Genomic DNA, 16,837 nt, shown 5'->3' on the forward strand with positions numbered 1-16,837 from the left:
GGACAGATTTTGTGGTTATGCGGCTTATTTGTCTTAGAGAGCGGCCCTATTGGACAGATTTTGTGGTTATGCGGCTTATTTGTCTTAGAGAGCGGCCCTATTGGACAGATTTTGTGGTTATGCGGCTCATTTGTCTTAGAGAGTGGTCCTATTGGACAGATTTTGTGGTTATGCGGCTCATTTGTCTTAGAGAGTGGTCCTATTGGACAGATTTTGTGGTTATGCGGCTTATTTGTCTTAGAGAGCGGCCCTATTGGACAGATTTTGTGGTTATGCGGCTCATTTGTCTTAGAGAGTGTCCCTATTGGACAGATCGTGTGGTTCTCCGGCATGTTTGTCTTAGAGAATAGTCCTATTGGACAGATATAGCACTTGTCCTCTTAATCAGTCTAATAGAACACTTCAATCGAATAGAACGGGCAGTTTCCCCAAAGCTCGTTGTTTATTACGTTCTCTTTCACTAATCCTTGTCACCGAACTGATGTAAAAGCGGGATATCCAAGAATTACTCTTGAATATCCCGCTCGTATTAAAAACATTGGAAAGATTGGATTTGATTAAGGTCGATTCCGAAATATACCCAGCGGTTCCCCCGCCAGCGGAAACCAGCAATTGAATTCCTTCCGACAAAGGTCGGATAGAACCAGAATTGATCTCTTCTCAACCAAATATAAGTGAAGCGGAATAAACAGCCGCGAATGCCACCTGGATCAACGGCAAAGGTTTGCACCTGACTTTGCTGTGGGGTGAAATTCGGCGGTGGAGCGGAAGGTGGTCCTGCCTGTTGTTGCCCTTGTCCAGGGAATCCGCCCGGTCCTCCAGGCCCACCCGGGAACCCACCAGGTCCTCCAGGCGGCCAGCCGCCTCCCGATCCAGGACCCCATTGGCCCCCAGGAAACCCTGGTGGTCCAAACGGTGGAGGAGCTTGCTGTCCGCCGCCGAAGAATGGTAAATTCCCCGGGAAATTGAATAGTCTCTCTTCATCATACTCTTCGTACTCATGTCCATGCTCATTCTCATATGGGTATTGATACGGATCATACGGATTATGATTCATTCGTTCAGCCTCCTAAACATACTCTTCCATTCACTATATGGTGAAAACGTCTAGAAGGGGATTGAATTTCCGAAGAATGGGCGGGCAGAATAAAAAATAAATGTTGACCCTCACGTTACGTGATACCTTATAGTAAAAAATGAAAGGAGGGAGTTAGATGAAAGTGAAAGAAGTGGCTGATCTCGTCTGTATTAGTGTGCGCACACTCCATCATTATGATGAGATTGGTCTACTCACACCTGACGAGGTGACGGAAGCCGGTTACCGGATTTATTCGGAGGAAAATCTCGAGAACCTCCAGCAAATTTTATTTTTCCGAGAACTTGGCTTCCCGCTGAAAAGGATTAAGGAAATAATCCATGACCCGTCCTTTAATAAAACAGAGGCCCTTGAACTTCATAAAAGCATGCTTATGAAGAAGCAGGAGCAGCTGAATCAATTAATCGATACGATTGATAAGACGTTGTTAAATATGAAAGGAGAAAGACAAATGTCAGATAAAGAAAAATTCGCAGGCTTTGACTTCAGCAGTAACCCGTATGAAGCAGAAGCAAGAGAGCGCTGGGGTAACAAAGCCGTAGACGATGCCAATACAAAATTGAATGAAAAATCACAGAAAGAAATGCGGCAATTTCAGGAAGCGTTTAATGAAACCTTTCGTAGCTTGGCTGAAGTGCGGCATGAAGACCCTACTGCAGCAATTTCCCAGGAACGCATCCATGAATGGTATGTACTCTTGAACTCGTTCGGCAATTATTCAAAAAAAGCATTTAAAGGACTTGGCGAGATGTACATTGCGGATGAACGCTTTACGAAAAATATCGACCAGTTCGGAGAAGGATTGGCAGTGTTTATGCGGGATGCGATGGCTGTGTATGCTGAAGGGTTGAAGAAATAAGGACAAAAAAGAGCGAACCGGATCCCGAACCAGAAGTTAGTTTTCTACTCTAACTTTTGGGGGGTCACCACCTCCGTCGCTCCTTTTTTAAGAAATGAGTAGTTGTGTCTTATGAATAAGTTCTCTCCAAAGCGAAAAGGTTTATATCCCTTTACAATTTTCCACATTTATGCTAAGTTAGCGTTAACAATTAAATATATTCTATTCGTTTCACTAGGGGAACCCTTCATAAGGGCTGAGAGAGAAGTAGGACTTCGATACCCTCATAACCTGAACAGGCTTGTACCTGCGTAGGAAATGTGGCAAGGACAATTTGTATTTGAATTGTACTTTTATTAGAGATACATATCTAAAACAAAACCACTTTCCATGCAGGAGAGTGGTTATTTTTTTGTGATTAAATAATCCAATATTCTCCAAAAAAAGAATAGAGGCAATAAGCCCAATATTGAGACATTGGAGGGGAGTAAATGAAGCTAATTGCTGTAACGGATGATAGGTATTCCATAAAGGAACTTGCTGAAATGATTATTGCTATAAAAGACGAGGTTGATTATGTGCAAATTCGTGAAAAGTCCAAGACTGCGCGCTCGATTATGACCTTGCTCGATAGCCTGGAGTCAGGAGGTATGGACAAGGCGAAGATTTCCATCAACGATCGGTTAGACATTGCATTATTAAAAGGCATCACGAATCTGCATCTGCCTGAACATGGTCTTCCGGTAAAAATGGTGAAAAAGTTGTATCCGCACTTACGAGTGGGTTGCAGTGTGCACTCGGTTGCAAAAGCAAAAGAAATGGAAAGAGAAGGAGCGGATTATGTGATATATGGACACTGTTTTGAGACAGATAGCAAAAAGGGAATCCCGCCGAATGGACTTGAAAATCTAATCCGGATAAAGAAGGAGTTGGAAATCCCTGTTTATGGAATCGGTGGAATTACCCTTGAGAAGACAGCGGTTATGAAGGAAACGAGGGCAGACGGTATTGCCGTGATGTCAAGTATTTTCCAAGCAGCTCATCCGCGTTTCGTATTAAAGGAATTTCGTGAGGCGATTTCATGTTAAAGAAAACGTATGAAACAGTTGTTATCGGCGGCGGGATTATTGGTTGTTCAATTGCTTATTATTTAGCAAAAGAGAAGATGGATATTGCGGTAATGGAAGCTGGAAAAATCGGCGCAAAAACAACCAGTGCTGCGGCAGGCATGCTGGGAGCGCACTCGGAAAGTAACGATGATTTCTCCGTGTTTTATCCTTTCGCAAAAGCGAGTCAAGCTGCCTATATCGAATTAAAGGAGGCGTTATATGAGCAAAGCGGAATTGATATTGGTTACCGGGAAGGCGGGATATTGAAGCTTGTTTATTCACAAGCAGAGAAGCAAAACTTCAACTACTTACTCAAACAGCACACAGTGGAATGGCTTGATGAGCATCGGGTCAAAGAACTGGAACCAAGCATTAGCTCAAATGTTTTGGGGGCAACATATATTCCGGATGATGTGAATGTCCTTCCAGATCAGACGTGCCATGCCTTTATTAAAAGTGCTCAAGCAAATGGTGCATCTTTTTTTGAAAATAATCAGGTGTTTGAAATTGTGGATAAGGGCGGGAACTATCTGGTGAAAACGGCACAAGGAGAAGTAGAAGCCAAATATGTAGTTCTTGCCACAGGAGTGTATGGGAATAATTTATTCCATCAACTAGGTTTGGCGGAGAGAGTATCGCCAGTAAAAGGTGAAAGCCTTATCGTTTCCCATGAACAGCAGTTACTGAAGCATACATTATTTCATAATGGCAGCTACATTGTGCCAAGAAATAATGGGAAATTTATTATCGGTGCAACGATGATGGAAAATGACTGGAGTCATACGGTTAGTCTGAAAGGGGCAGATTTTTTAATTAAAAAAGCAAAGAAGATGCTCTCGTCTGCAGGGAAATTCACGATTGAAGGGGTGACGGCAGGTTTAAGACCAACAACATTTGACAGGCGCCCTTTTATTGGAGTTCATCCAGAGCAGGAAGGAATTTTCATAGCTACCGGCCATTATCGAAATGGGATTTTACTTGCACCGGCAACTGGACAGATGATCCGTGACTTTATTTTGGGAAAAGAAGTGGAGAGTAAACTGACCGAGGCATTTCGCCTAGATCGCCGTCAGCATATCATTGTTTAGGGGGTGAGAGAGATGACATTACAAATTAATGGGAAACAGGTGGAATTACCGGATAATGTAAATTCCGTAAAGAAGCTGTTATTGCATTACAAGTTGGAATCCCGGATTGCTGTTGTCGAGCTAAATAAGGAAATTGTGAAAAAGGAAGAATATGAAAAACGAAAACTTGTAAATGGGGATACGTTAGAAATTGTACATTTTATAGGAGGTGGATGATTTATGTTGAAAATTGCAGATCGCACATTTCGATCACGACTTTTATTGGGAACAGGGAAGTATCCGTCCTTTGAAATACAAAAAGAAGCTGTTTCGGTATCGGAGGCAGAAATTTTAACATTTGCTGTCCGGAGAATGAATATTTTTGAAGAAGGACAGCCAAATTTCCTCGAACAGTTAGATTTAGAAAAGTATACCTTGCTGCCAAATACAGCAGGGGCGAATACGGCAGAAGAAGCTGTACGGATTGCAAAACTCGCAAAAGCTTCCGGTTTATGTGACATGGTTAAAGTGGAGATAATTGGAGATGCGCGGAGCCTTCTGCCGGATCCGGTTGAAACGTTAAAGGCGTCAGAGATTCTTCTTGAAGAAGGCTTTATCGTTTTGCCATATACATCTGATGATGTGGTATTAGCAAGACGTTTGGAAGAGCTTGGGGTACACGCGGTTATGCCTGGGGCAAGCCCGATTGGTTCGGGCAGGGGAATTATTAATCCGCTAAACTTGCAATTCATCATTGAACAATCCAAGGTTCCTGTAATTGTTGACGCGGGGATCGGATCGCCTAAAGACGTTGCCCATGCAATGGAAATTGGTGCAGACGGTGTGCTGTTAAATACTGCCGTGTCAGGTGCAAAGAACCCCGTTAAAATGGCTGAAGCTGTAAAATATGCGCTGCAAGCTGGCAGATTAGGATACGAAGCGGGAAGAATTGAAGAAAAGGACTATGCGGTGGCAAGCAGTCCAACAACAGGAATGATTGGTTCATGAAGACCCGTTATTCACGGCAGGAGTTATTCCTTGGAGAAACAGCACAAAGAAAAATTAGAAATGGCAGGATCCTGATTATCGGGGCAGGGGCACTTGGTTCAAGCAGTGCGGAAATGTTAGCCCGCGCCGGTGTCGGTAAAATTACGATTGTTGACCGCGATTATGTAGAATGGAGCAATTTGCAAAGACAGCATCTTTTTGCAGAGGAACATGCGGAGCAAAGAATCCCTAAAGCAGCCGCGGCAAAACAACGCTTAGAACAAATCAACAGCCATATTACGATTCATAGTCTGATTTGTGATATCCACGGTTTAAACATTGGAGAAATTGTAAAAGGGCATGACCTCATCATAGATGCATCGGATAACTTTGAAATCAGATTGATTGCAAATGATGCGGCAGTCAAGCAAGGTATTCCTTTTGTCATGGGTGCGTGTGTTGCAAGCTACGGGACTACCTTTACAGTACTTCCTGGAGAGACACCGTGTCTACATTGCCTGTTCAATCATCTGCCGATTGACGGGATGACTTGTGAAACCGTTGGCGTAATCAGCCCCATTGTCCAAATCATTACAGCATTACAAGTAACGCAAGTGTTAAAAATACTGACTGGAGCACCAATAGAGCCAATTCTGAAGTCGGTAGATGTCTGGAAGGATGAACGGGCAGATATTGATGTATCGCGTTTAAAAAATGCAGATTGTCCAACTTGTGGATCTGGCCCGACTTATCCTTACTTGCAATATGAAAACCAGACGAAATCCGAAGTGCTTTGCGGCAGGGAAGCGGTGCAAATACGGCCGGCAGCAACCAGGGAGTTTATATTGCAAACTTTTTTAGATAAATTGAAAGGTCTTGTGGGCAATCCAATCATAAATCCATTCCTGTTGTCCTGTGAATTTGCGGGCCATCGCATCGTGTTTTTCAAAGATGGACGAGCGATTGTGCACGGTACCAATGATTTGAGAATTGCGAGAACAGTTTATAATCGATTTTTACAGTACTATACAGATTAATCACTTTAAAAAAGGAAGGAAAAAACCGCAATGGAGATACTTCCAAATTTAACAAATCCTGAATTGCTCAATCTTTATAAAAAAATGTGGCTGATCCGGCATTTTGATGAAAAGATTGATGAGTTTTTTCGAAAAGGAATCATGCACGGTACAACGCATTTATCAATTGGTCAAGAAGCGACTGCGGTGGGTGCATGTGCCGTATTAACGGATGAAGATAAAATCACCAGTACCCACCGTGGGCATGGGCATGCGATTGCAAAAGGCGCTCGAGTGGATAAGATGATGGCTGAAATGTTTGGGAAGTCGACTGGTTACAGCAAGGGAAAAGGCGGATCGATGCATTTTTCGGATTTAGAAAAAGGGAATCTTGGATCTAACGGAATCGTTGGTGGGGGAATTCCGATCGCGGTCGGAGCTGCCCTTACAGCGAAGATGAAAAAGCAAAAGGATGTGACGATCAGTTTTTTTGGAGACGGAGCAACGAACGAAGGAAGTTTTCATGAAGCGGTTAATTTGGCGTCAATCTGGAAATTGCCAGTTATTTTTTTCTGTGAGAATAATCAATACGGTATGTCCAGTCCGATTGATGAAATGATAAATATTGAACATATTGCGGAACGGGCAGCATCTTATGGCATTCCTGGTGTTATTGTGGACGGAAATAATCTCGTTGAAGTGATGAACGCGACTTATGAAGCGGCCGAACATGTCCGAATGGGGAAAGGTCCTATTCTAATTGAGGCAAAAACATATCGCTGGAGAGGACATTCCAAAAGTGACAAAAGAAAATATCGTTCACGGGAAGAAGAAAGGTTCTGGCAAACACGTGATCCAATTAAACAGTATGAGGGATACTTAATAAATAAAGGGATTTTGACAAGAGAAACTGCGAAAAAAATCAAGTTGGAAGTAAGACAGATAATGGAAGCTGCCGTTGAATTTGCCAAGAGGAGCCCAAAACCATCTATTGAGGAGCTGTACACAGATGTTTATGCATAGGAGGTAAGTGGTTTGTGGATGATAACCTATTCAGAAGCAATCAGGGAAGCAATATCTTTGGAAATGCAAAGAAATGAGGATGTTTTTTTAATAGGGGAAGATATCGGTGTATATGGAGGTGGCTTTGGTGTAACGGAGGGATTGCTTGCAGAATTTGGTGCGGATCGTGTCCGTGATACGCCAATTAGTGAGTCAGCAATCATGGGAGCTGCAGTTGGCTCGGCATTGACTGGCATGCGCCCGATCCTTGAACTACAGTTTTCCGATTTTATTACGATTGCAATGGATCAACTCGTGAACCAGGCTGCGAAATTACGCTATATGCATGGTGGAGAAGGACGGGTGCCGCTCGTGCTAAGGGCTGCAAGCGGATCGGGAACGGGTGCGGCTGCTCAGCATTCCCAAAGTTTGGAGGCATGGGTAGCACATATTCCCGGGTTAAAAGTAGTCCAGCCTTCTACAGCATTTGACGCCAAAGGCTTACTGAAAGCAGCGATTGATGATGATAATCCTGTAATCTTTTATGAGCATAAGCTGTTGTATAAAACAGAAGGAGAAGTGCCTAAAGAGCAATATTCAATACCTTTAGGAAAAGCGGATATTAAGCGCGAAGGTACGGATATAACGATTGTGGCAACTTCTGTGATGGTGCAGCGAGCGTTGATAGCAGCGGCTAAGTTAGAAAGAGAGGCGATCAATGTAGAAGTGTTGGATCCAAGAACGCTTGTACCACTGGATGAAGAAACAATTATTGCATCCGTCAAGAAAACAGGGCACTTACTCGTTGTCCATGAAGCAGTGAAGCGTGGTGGATTTGGTGGAGAAATCGCCAGTATCGTTGCTGAAAGCAGAGCATTTCATTCCCTTAGAGCTCCCATTAAACGACTGGGAGGCGAAGCGGTGCCGATTCCGTTTAGTCCAGAATTGGAGAAGGCAGCGGTTCCGCAGGTGGAGGATATTGTTCAATCAGTGCAGAAAATGCTGGGTGTAAAAATGACATGCATTTGAAGTAGTTAACTGAGAAAATATAAATATCATTCTATCGAATCAGAAGTGAAATGTAAAAGATGAAGGGGCGAACGAGCTTTGTTATCGCCCACAGATTATCGACTATAAAAAATGCCGACCTTATACTGGTAATGGATAAAGGAAATATTATGAGCAAGGCACGCATGATGAGTTATGGGAGAAAAAAGGTTTTTACGCAAACTTATATAACAGCCAATTCTCAAACAAACCAGCGATACAGGAAACGTGCGAGAGCTCTATTTTAATGAATTATTCGTCAGGAAAGGTTCATCTATCAGATCGCATTTTTGCTTTAAATCCACTTTTGTTCGGGAGAGTTTTTCTATAAGACAACTTCACGGATTTAAAATGTGGTGTGTCTTATCGAGTATCCCTATCAAGTCATAATTGCTGGGAAACCATTTGATAAAATATTTTGTTTAACTTATATAATAACAAGGGAAAAGCCGAATGCACCGTATCATTCGGCTTTTTCTATTAAAAATAAATCTATTATTCACATTAAAAATCGATGTTAGACTTTATTAATTTTTGAGATAAGTGGTATGATAGAAAGAATACAACTAAGGAGGAGACAAAATTGATAGAAAAGACAGCTAATAACACTCCATTGCAAAATGATGTGAATATGCTTGGAAATATACTAGGCGAGATATTAGTCCTCCATGGTGGTAAAGCGTTATTTGATAAGGTCGAAACGATTCGAAAAATGACGAAAAGTATCCGGAAAAAATTCGATAAAGATTTATATGCGGAACTGAAGCAGGAAATCAGCAACTTACAACCACCAATGAGGCAACAAGTAATTCGGGCATTTTCTGTTTATTTCCATCTCGTAAACGTGGCGGAGCAGAATCACCGGATTAGGCGCAGACGCCAATATCTACTCGAGGAAGGGACAAGTCAAGCCTTCTCACTGGAAAAGGCAGTCACCAAAGTAAAGGAATATGATCTGAATGAGGAAGAAATCCAGGATGTTTTAAATGACTTATCGATTGAACTGATCATGACGGCTCATCCAACCGAGGCGACAAAGCGAACGGTCCTGGAAAGTCAAAAACGGATATCGGAGAACCTTCGTAAAATAGATAACCCGCTTATCACCGATTGGGAGAAGGAAGCAATTGAAGACAGTCTATTCAACGAGGTAATGGCATTATGGCATACCGATGAATTAAGACACAGGAAGCCGGAAGTATTAGATGAAGTGAAAAACGGCTTGTATTACTTTAACCACGTCCTGTTCGATACACTGCCTGATGTTTTCTGGGAATTGGAACTGCAACTGCGGGATCAAGTAGCAGAGAAAGAATGGCAAGTGCCGAACTTTATCCGCTTCGGTTCCTGGATCGGTGGAGACAGGGACGGGAATCCGAATGTAACGCCAGAAATCACTTGGACGACACTTGAAATGCAACAGCAGCTTATTTTAAAGAAATATGAAGCTTCCATTACGAATTTAATGAGAAGGTTCAGTCAATCTACCGAACGCCTAGTTATCGAACAAGAATTCATCGAAAAGGTAGAAGCTGAGGAGAAAGAATACTTAGAAAAAGATGAAAAATGGCGAGTGAAATCCGAAGTCTATCGACGTAAATTTGCTGTTATTTTAAAACGTATCAGAGAAAAAGGGAAATCAGTCTTAGGCTATACCCGTGCAGAGGAATTAGCTAGTGACCTGAAGGAAATCAAAAGAAGTGTAGAAAAACATTTACCAGAAAATAGAAAACTAAAAGCGATTCGCAAGCTTATCCGCCAAGTAGAGATGTTTGGTTTCCATTTGGCGACACTGGATATCCGGAATCACAGCGGGGAACATGAATCAGCAATTGCAGAGATTTTAAAAGTAGTCAAACTCGCTGACGATTATTCCAATCTTACGGAAACCGAGAAACAAGCATTCTTGTATAAAATATTAGAAGACCCAAGACCATTACTGCTTACAGACGATAGATATTCCAAAGCGACACAGGATATGTTACGCATATTCAAAATGATTAAGCAGGCACATGAAGAATTTGGCAAACGTGCGATTGAAGTTTATTTAATTAGTATGACAGAATCTCCAAGTGACTTACTGGAAGTCCTTGTACTTGCTAAAGAAGTTGGACTGTACCGGATCAATCAGGACGGAACAGTAGAAAGTGATTTGGACGTCGCACCACTACTTGAAACAATTGATGATTTGAAAGCAGGTCCGGAGATCATGCAGACCTTATTTGAGGCAGACGTTTACAAAAAACAACTGGAAGCACGTCACAATCATCAAGAAATTATGCTGGGCTATTCCGATGGAAGCAAAGACGGTGGAACGCTAAGCGCGAATTGGGAATTGTTTAAAGCACAAAAAGATATCCACCGTATGGCACGAGATTACGATATTCATTTGAAATATTTCCACGGACGCGGCGGCTCACTAGGCCGTGGAGGCGGTTCACTCCATACAAGCATTCTCTCACAGCCAGTGGAAACACTTGGAGACGGTGTGAAAATTACGGAGCAAGGTGAAGTACTTTCCTCGAGATATTTACTTGAAGACATCGCCTACCGAAACTTGGAGCAAGCAGCTTCTGCTTTATTTGAATCAAGTGCCAAAGTTGCGAGCGCACCGGATCAGATGGAACTGCGTAAAAAAGAATGGGAAACAGCGATGGAAGTCATGTCAGAGAAATCATTGGAGAAGTATCAGTCCCTTGTATTCGGTGATCCAGATTTCCTGACCTATTTCAACGAAGCGACACCACTCGCGGAACTCGATGCATTAAATATCGGCTCTCGTCCGATGAGCAGAAAGAACAGCCAGCAATTCGAGGACTTGCGTGCAATCCCATGGGTCTTCGCCTGGACGCAGTCGAGACACTTACTCCCGGCTTGGTATGCAGCAGGTACAGGCTTACAAGCATTCATTGACCAGGACGAAAGCAACTTAGAAATCCTGCAAACGATGTATAACGATTGGGCTTTCTTCCATGCAACGATCAACAACTTGCAAATGGCCTTATTGACAGCTGATATGGGAAGTGCGAGAGAGTACCTAGAATTAGTGGAAGACCCAGAAGTGGCCAAGCGGATCTTTAACAATATCAAGGACGAATATAAACGCACAAGAGCAGCATTACTGCAAATTACCGGTAATGAAGTGCTCCTCAGCCATTCGCCAAATATTAGAGAATCCGTCCACCTCCGTAATCCATATGTTGACCCACTAAACATATTGCAGGTCGATTCCATCCGGAGATTAAGAGCGACAGAGAATCCTTCCGAAGAATTGAAGACGGACGTGCTCTTGACGATTAATGGTGTTGCGGCAGGTTTAGTTAATACGGGTTGATTAGAAGAAAAGTAAAATAGTAAAATAGCGGACTGAAAGAAACCAGCTTGACTGTTATAAACAGTTAAGCTGGTTTTTCTATAAAATTATAATGAATTCGTGGATTTATTACTAGATTACACCCTTGTCTCTTACGCAAAACCTATAAATGAATAGACTAATATTGAATCTACAAATAGGAGGTGATTTAGAATGAGCCGTAGAAAATGGAATAATGCAGATGAATTTCTGTTCGGAAGAAATGTTGCGGATACCAATGACACCAATTTTGTTGATTCATTTGGCTTTAACGGAAATGAAAATGATGTAGAAACAATTGTTTCACCAACGGAAACAGTTGTTAACCCAACAACGAATCGGCGAACCATTCGAAAAGTACACCCTACCCATGTGATAAATCTTAATAAAAATATAACGAGGGTTGAAAACTTCTACCCAGTCACAGAATCAACGAAAAACATTAACTCCGTTGAGGAATATGATTGTGGAAGTGATCTTAGAAATCCATGCTGCCGACCGGTAAATAGATGTAACAAAGGACACTGCTAAACTGGACTAAATTATCTTTCCAAAACAATGTCGTTTATTATAATCCCCTTTTACGACATGTTAGAAATGATAGAAATATAACAGCGCGAAGATCGTTCTCTGTTTAATAGAAAAAGTCCTACTCTGTATGCAACAATCTACAAATTCTTGCTTATTGAACTTACTGTATCTGTTAAGTGGTCACTATCCTATCAGGGAGAAGTGACCACTATCTAAAATATTAGATATACGTTGTCCTAGTTATGCAAGTGGAATTGAAAACCGAATAACCGTCCCTTTGCCAAACTCACTTTCTACTTCAAGCCCTTCACCATACAATTTAATCAACCGGTGATGGGTATTTGCTAAGCCGACACCTCTGCGGTTTCTCTGTTTTCCATCCAGGATATGCGATATTTTATCTGCAGCGATTCCAATCCCGTCATCCGCAATCAGTACTTCATATCCCGCTTTATTTTTCGTAATCTGAACGGTTACGGTACCGCCTTCGATTTGGTTCAAGACCCCATGATTAATGGCATTTTCAACAAGTGGTTGAATGGAGAGGGGAGGGAGTTCAAAGTCTAAATCCGTATCTACATCCCATACCACTTTCAGTCTATCGCCGAATCTTTCCTGTTCGATATATACATACGACCGGACTAAATCAAGTTCATGTTCTACCGATACGACGGATTCTGTGTTGCTGCCATCAAAACTATTCCGTAAATAGTTTCCAAAATGATCGAGCAGATTAACCATTCGGTCCGTATCGATTTCACTTAAAGATGCAATCGTGTTCAGCGTATTAAACAAGAAATGTGGATGAATCTGGGCTTGAAGCCAGGCAGCTTCCATCCGCAGTTGTTCTCTTACGGACTGTTTTAATCGAGCGAGCACTTCTACACGGGATTTGAACTCCAGGGCGACAACGGGCTTTGCCACATAGTCATTTGCTCCTGAAAGAAATCCTGTCTGGATATCCTCCGGGTTATTCCGAGCCGTCAATAATAAGACAGGCAGTTCCGATAGAGAAAACAACGAGCGGATCTTTCTAGTTAATTCATAACCCGACAAATTCGGCATCATGACATCGGAAATGACCAAATCGAAGTCCTGTTCATTAACGATGTCTAATGCTTCTGCTCCGTTGGTGACCGTATGCACCTCATATGCTGTTTCAAGCATCTCACGCAAGATCTTTAAATTTACAGGGTCATCGTCGACAAGGAGGATACGTGCATTGTTTTCTTGCTTATTTTCGGATAGGCTGGCTGTTCGTGATTGTTCTTCTGCCTCTTGCTGTTCAATAAAGAAATCATTAGTTTCGAAAATCGCCGCAGCCTCTTTTTCTGACGGATCTGCGAGAGGAAGCGTAAATGCAAAGGTAGAACCTTTTCCCGGCTCTGAATCTGCCGAAATAGTGCCTCCGTGTAATTCAACGAGCTGCTTACAAATGCTTAGTCCAAGCCCGACGCCACTTCCAATCGATGTTATGCTGGCATCTTCTTGTTCATAAGGCTTGAAAATGGTCTCCTTTGTTTCCTGACTTAATCCTATCCCGGTATCGATAATGTAAATTCTAGCCATATTGTCATCCGTTGCTGCATCAACTGTAATTACCCCGTCGTTTGTATACTTGATCGCATTGTGAACAAGGTTGAATAAAATCTGGATCAGGCGGTTTGGATCTGCATTGATATAAGGAAAGGTATCAGGGATGTTGATCTTAAACTGTATATCTTTACCTTCCATCATGAAACGAAGCATATCAAAGACAACATTGGTGGCTGAATAGACATTCACCGCTTCTTTTTGCAATCGTATTTGTCTTTCCTGCAACCGAGCGAAATCCTGCAGGTCATTCAGTGTATAGGCCATCCGGTGACCGACGCTGACAAGAAGTTCCAGATTCTCTCTGTTTTTCTTCGTTAAAGCTTCTTCCTTATCATCAAGTATCGTTTGCGCGATATTAATGAGTCCGTGCAGCGGGTTGCGCAGTTCATGGGATGTATTCGCCAAGAATTCATCCTTTTTCTTATCTTCCTGTTCTAATTTTTCCACCAATTCGACAACTTTCTGGTTTTGCCGGTAAAAACGTCTGAACCAAAATACCGCGAATCCAAGAAATGCGCAAATGTAATCGAACGGATAAAAAGGGATTTCAAATGAAGTCAGCGCTTTAATCAACCCCCAAATAATGCCGGAAGTTGTTCCGACTACAACAATCGCTATAAAAATCGACTCATCCCTGAACTGGAAATACTCCTTCAATGCTAACGGAACAACGGCGATAAACGAGATGAAATATAGGGCAAAGAACGTGATATTTACCTGGATAAGAATATCTAATGGAAGCACTACAATCAAAAGAGCACTAATTCCATATAGAATAGTTAGCCAGCGAAAACGCTTATGTTCCGATGTCATTCGCAACAAATTTCTCATAATCTGCACAAGAAAGAATGCTGCTCCAAGATAAATCAGTTCTTTAAACTTAAAGGACCATTCATAATTGAATTGCATCCACTCCATTGCAGCACTGTTGTAGGTGAGCAGCTCATCGATTGCCGGGAATAGAAAGCCGACAGCAAAGAAAAGAAAAATTTTATTTTTGGAAATAAAAATAAAGATAAGAAGACTATATAGGCTATGCAGAACAAGAATGACCACCATGGCAATCAACAGTATATCCTCAAAGCCTTTAGACTGTTGGATTCCCTTTTCCGTACCAAATTTAATCGGATTGCCGACCGAAATCCCTGCTGCTGTATCAAAATTTGAAACTTGCAGCATCAATTCGATTTCGTGACTGTCAGGAGAGAAAGATACAAGATACGGATTACCCTGACCTACATGACCAGTTTCCTCCGCGGAAACCGTACCGGATTGCTCTTTTAAATGCCCATTCACATATAATGCAGAGGCTGTTTTTGTCGATGGCATCCGAATGGAGAATAGGGAATCGAGATCCGTTGTTTCTTCAAGGTTTATTTTCAAGTAATAGGTCCCATATGTATGGTTTTCGCTTTTTGTTCCTCCAGTAAAATCAGTTGGTATTTTCTCCATAGAAGCATTTAGCTGCTGGGAATTCTCTAGTAATCTGCCAGGTAGAAAAATCCATTCACCGTTCAATGTAAGGGATTGCTCATCATGCAATGGATAATCGCTTAAGTCTAATACACCATCTTCAGCAATCGGCTGGTCTGTTGGCGTGTGATAGAAAAGCCATAGCAAGCGAAAAGCAGTTAAAGTAGCGAAAATGGCTAGTAGGATAAGAATGTTTTTTGTAAGTTTTTTAGTTGAAGTAGACATGATTATTTCCTTTCGGGATACTGATGTCTTGATTATAGCAGGATTTGGGAGGGAAATGTATGAGTTCATTAAACTGTTTCTCCCCCTTCGGATTGCAGATTGGTATATCAGACTATGGAAAAGGTGATTTTACTTATCAAATTTCTAAGGCGGCCGGTAATAATAGGATGAAATATTTCCCGGGAAATGTTGAGAATTGGTGAAATATTGTGTTCGGCATATTTTGTTTCTGAAAAGGCCAGCACATTGCAATTACACATATTATCTTTTGGAAGATAATGCACTCTGTAGCCGAGCCGTTTATAAAAATACCGTCAGAAAAAGGCGGCCAATATCGGCCGCCTTTTATATATCAATAAATCAATATTTAATGATCGTTTTGTTTATTTGCTCGAGCTCTTCCGCCTTTACGTCCTGCTTTTTCTTGACTCATTTTATTGGAATTATTTGTGGACTGGTTTGCTCTTGCTTCTCCACCCTTATGACCGATTTCTTCATAGAAATCTTGGTCGTGATTCCTTGCCGTTGTTTCGCCGCCTTTTTGGCCAATCTCTTGGTAAAACTCTTTATCATGATTTCTTGAAGTAGCTACTCCGTCTTTACGGCCAGCTTCCTCCACCGTCATTTTCTTGTTGTTCTGATTTTCTTTACGTGCAGTGCAGTAACCCAGGAAAGTGTTGAAATTCAAATCACTTTTCAAGGTTTCCATCACATGATTAGTAACTGCTGTAAAGTAGGGAATCCATTTCCCGTCAGCAATCATTTCTTGCTTATAGGATGCATTCCCGTTCAAGTCTATACTAAACATAGGAGCGGGATTGTTATATTTTTGTAAAGAAAGATATCAGACTTTAATATAGAAATGGAGTCAGTTGGCGGTTTAGAATATATAGCGGTTTGGCAACGGTAGTGCAATCAATCGATGTGATTTTTATGAAAATTGTTTGGAACAAAAAAGATGCTTATACACTTTGTATGTATAAGCATCTTTACTAATGGAGCATGTCGGGCTCGAACCGACGACCTCTTGCGTGCCACGCAAGCACTCTCCCAGCTGAGCTAATGCCCCGTGCAACTTGAATACAATTGCTATTATAGGACGAAACAAGAAATAATTCAAGTGAATTGTTAATGAAGCTTTTTTAAAGCTTGCGGGGGAAGGGGCAGGGTTAGGTTGCCGCTAGCAGGGAAGGTTCTTTGATTAAACATACGTTTTGTTGTTATTTTAGGACAATGATAGGAGATGCGAATTGCCAATGCTAAGTCCTTAGTGCGTTGAAGGATGAGAAACAGCTTATCATATCTTTTTCATAGTTTGTTTAGTTTGCTGTAAGCAACATAGAAATAGTATGAACTGGGACAAGAGAGTCTGTGAACTGCGCCCTGTCAAGTGGACAGTAAAAAAATAAAAATCTATGCCGCAGCCTGGTACCGATATTCTAACGGTGTTAGGCTGTTTAATTTCGTTTGGTATCGTTCTTCATTATAAAATTCCATA

At 41.8% G+C, this 16,837-nt stretch carries 14 protein-coding genes, 1 tRNA gene, 1 pseudogene and 1 riboswitch; of the genes and pseudogenes, 12 read left to right on the forward strand and 4 right to left on the reverse strand.

Annotation, left to right across the window (positions count from 1 at the left end; translation table 11 throughout):
• Positions 1 to 369 (forward strand): hypothetical protein (locus tag L3V42_RS17560; RefSeq protein ID WP_238472584.1); only part of this gene is annotated, 369 nt, incomplete at its 5' end.
• Between the two features lie 160 nt (positions 370 to 529).
• Here L3V42_RS17560 and L3V42_RS17565 read toward each other — a convergent pair.
• Positions 530 to 1,057, reverse strand: coding sequence for a hypothetical protein (locus tag L3V42_RS17565; RefSeq protein WP_238472585.1), 528 nt, complete (start codon positions 1,055 to 1,057; stop codon positions 530 to 532).
• 157 nt (positions 1,058 to 1,214) lie between these two features.
• On the opposite strand from L3V42_RS17565, the gene L3V42_RS17570 reads away from it, so the two are divergent.
• From L3V42_RS17570 to L3V42_RS17615, 11 genes and pseudogenes are all read left to right on the forward strand, one after another.
• Positions 1,215 to 1,955: a MerR family transcriptional regulator gene (locus L3V42_RS17570; RefSeq protein ID WP_238472586.1), complete on the forward strand. Its 741-nt coding sequence runs from the start codon at positions 1,215 to 1,217 to the stop codon at positions 1,953 to 1,955.
• 205 nt (positions 1,956 to 2,160) lie between these two features.
• Positions 2,161 to 2,270, forward strand: a riboswitch (TPP riboswitch).
• 155 nt (positions 2,271 to 2,425) lie between these two features.
• Positions 2,426 to 3,022 carry a thiamine phosphate synthase gene (locus L3V42_RS17575; RefSeq protein WP_238472587.1) on the forward strand — a complete coding sequence of 199 codons (597 nt, stop codon included), beginning with the start codon at positions 2,426 to 2,428 and terminating at the stop codon, positions 3,020 to 3,022.
• Positions 3,016 to 4,131: a glycine oxidase ThiO gene (thiO, locus tag L3V42_RS17580; RefSeq protein WP_238472588.1), complete on the forward strand. Its 1,116-nt coding sequence runs from the start codon at positions 3,016 to 3,018 to the stop codon at positions 4,129 to 4,131. The genes L3V42_RS17575 and thiO overlap by 7 nt, the downstream gene beginning before the upstream one ends.
• Positions 4,132 to 4,143: 12 nt before the next feature.
• The gene (thiS, locus tag L3V42_RS17585) at positions 4,144 to 4,347 is read left to right on the forward strand and encodes a sulfur carrier protein ThiS (RefSeq protein WP_235763386.1); all 204 of its coding nucleotides are present in this window, start codon (positions 4,144 to 4,146) and stop codon (positions 4,345 to 4,347) included.
• 3 nt (positions 4,348 to 4,350) lie between these two features.
• Positions 4,351 to 5,118: a thiazole synthase gene (locus tag L3V42_RS17590; RefSeq protein ID WP_235763385.1), complete on the forward strand. Its 768-nt coding sequence runs from the start codon at positions 4,351 to 4,353 to the stop codon at positions 5,116 to 5,118.
• Positions 5,115 to 6,134 (forward strand): ThiF family adenylyltransferase, encoded by a 1,020-nt coding sequence (locus L3V42_RS17595; RefSeq protein ID WP_235763384.1) that lies wholly within the window; start codon positions 5,115 to 5,117, stop codon positions 6,132 to 6,134. The genes L3V42_RS17590 and L3V42_RS17595 overlap by 4 nt, the downstream gene beginning before the upstream one ends.
• Before the next feature lie 30 nt (positions 6,135 to 6,164).
• A complete protein-coding gene (locus L3V42_RS17600) occupies positions 6,165 to 7,136 on the forward strand; it encodes a thiamine pyrophosphate-dependent dehydrogenase E1 component subunit alpha (RefSeq protein WP_238472589.1) in 972 nt (323 codons plus the stop codon).
• A gap of 18 nt (positions 7,137 to 7,154) precedes the next feature.
• Positions 7,155 to 8,144: an alpha-ketoacid dehydrogenase subunit beta gene (locus tag L3V42_RS17605; RefSeq protein ID WP_238472591.1), complete on the forward strand. Its 990-nt coding sequence runs from the start codon at positions 7,155 to 7,157 to the stop codon at positions 8,142 to 8,144.
• Between the two features lie 59 nt (positions 8,145 to 8,203).
• Positions 8,204 to 8,493 (forward strand): annotated as a pseudogene (locus L3V42_RS18670) (hypothetical protein); the annotation flags it as partial.
• A 252-nt stretch (positions 8,494 to 8,745) separates the two neighbouring features.
• Positions 8,746 to 11,496, forward strand: coding sequence for a phosphoenolpyruvate carboxylase (gene ppc / locus L3V42_RS17610; RefSeq protein ID WP_255783501.1), 2,751 nt, complete (start codon positions 8,746 to 8,748; stop codon positions 11,494 to 11,496).
• Between the two features lie 192 nt (positions 11,497 to 11,688).
• Positions 11,689 to 12,045 carry a CotD family spore coat protein gene (locus L3V42_RS17615; protein WP_235763382.1) on the forward strand — a complete coding sequence of 119 codons (357 nt, stop codon included), beginning with the start codon at positions 11,689 to 11,691 and terminating at the stop codon, positions 12,043 to 12,045.
• Between the two features lie 240 nt (positions 12,046 to 12,285).
• On the opposite strand, the gene L3V42_RS17620 is transcribed toward L3V42_RS17615, so the two are convergent.
• The 3 genes from L3V42_RS17620 to L3V42_RS17630 form a co-directional block, all read right to left on the reverse strand.
• Positions 12,286 to 15,339 (reverse strand): hybrid sensor histidine kinase/response regulator, encoded by a 3,054-nt coding sequence (locus tag L3V42_RS17620; protein ID WP_238472590.1) that lies wholly within the window; start codon positions 15,337 to 15,339, stop codon positions 12,286 to 12,288.
• Between the two features lie 367 nt (positions 15,340 to 15,706).
• Entirely contained in the window at positions 15,707 to 16,147 is a 441-nt protein-coding gene (locus L3V42_RS18420) for a KGG domain-containing protein (RefSeq protein ID WP_305082630.1), read from the reverse strand.
• 188 nt (positions 16,148 to 16,335) lie between these two features.
• Positions 16,336 to 16,408 (reverse strand) — tRNA-Ala (locus L3V42_RS17630).
• Between the last annotated feature and the right edge of the window lie 429 nt (positions 16,409 to 16,837).

This window comes from Oceanobacillus alkalisoli, from assembly GCF_022213125.1.
GTDB classification, from domain to species: domain Bacteria; phylum Bacillota; class Bacilli; order Bacillales; family Amphibacillaceae; genus Oceanobacillus; species Oceanobacillus alkalisoli.

Bases quoted from the DNA above. Each gene is read 5' to 3' on its own strand.
- L3V42_RS17565 (WP_238472585.1), bottom strand. From the start codon at position 1,057: ATGAATCATAATCCGTATGATCCGTATCAATACCCATATGAGAATGAG.
- L3V42_RS17575 (WP_238472587.1), top strand. From the start codon at position 2,426: ATGAAGCTAATTGCTGTAACGGATGATAGGTATTCCATAAAGGAACTT.
- L3V42_RS17600 (WP_238472589.1), top strand. From the start codon at position 6,165: ATGGAGATACTTCCAAATTTAACAAATCCTGAATTGCTCAATCTTTAT.
- L3V42_RS18420 (WP_305082630.1), bottom strand. From the start codon at position 16,147: ATGTTTAGTATAGACTTGAACGGGAATGCATCCTATAAGCAAGAAATG.
- L3V42_RS17615 (WP_235763382.1), top strand. From the start codon at position 11,689: ATGAGCCGTAGAAAATGGAATAATGCAGATGAATTTCTGTTCGGAAGA.
- thiS (WP_235763386.1), top strand. From the start codon at position 4,144: ATGACATTACAAATTAATGGGAAACAGGTGGAATTACCGGATAATGTA.
- L3V42_RS17595 (WP_235763384.1), top strand. From the start codon at position 5,115: ATGAAGACCCGTTATTCACGGCAGGAGTTATTCCTTGGAGAAACAGCA.
- L3V42_RS17570 (WP_238472586.1), top strand. From the start codon at position 1,215: ATGAAAGTGAAAGAAGTGGCTGATCTCGTCTGTATTAGTGTGCGCACA.
- L3V42_RS17605 (WP_238472591.1), top strand. From the start codon at position 7,155: ATGATAACCTATTCAGAAGCAATCAGGGAAGCAATATCTTTGGAAATG.
- L3V42_RS17620 (WP_238472590.1), bottom strand. From the start codon at position 15,339: ATGTCTACTTCAACTAAAAAACTTACAAAAAACATTCTTATCCTACTA.
- thiO (WP_238472588.1), top strand. From the start codon at position 3,016: ATGTTAAAGAAAACGTATGAAACAGTTGTTATCGGCGGCGGGATTATT.
- L3V42_RS17590 (WP_235763385.1), top strand. From the start codon at position 4,351: ATGTTGAAAATTGCAGATCGCACATTTCGATCACGACTTTTATTGGGA.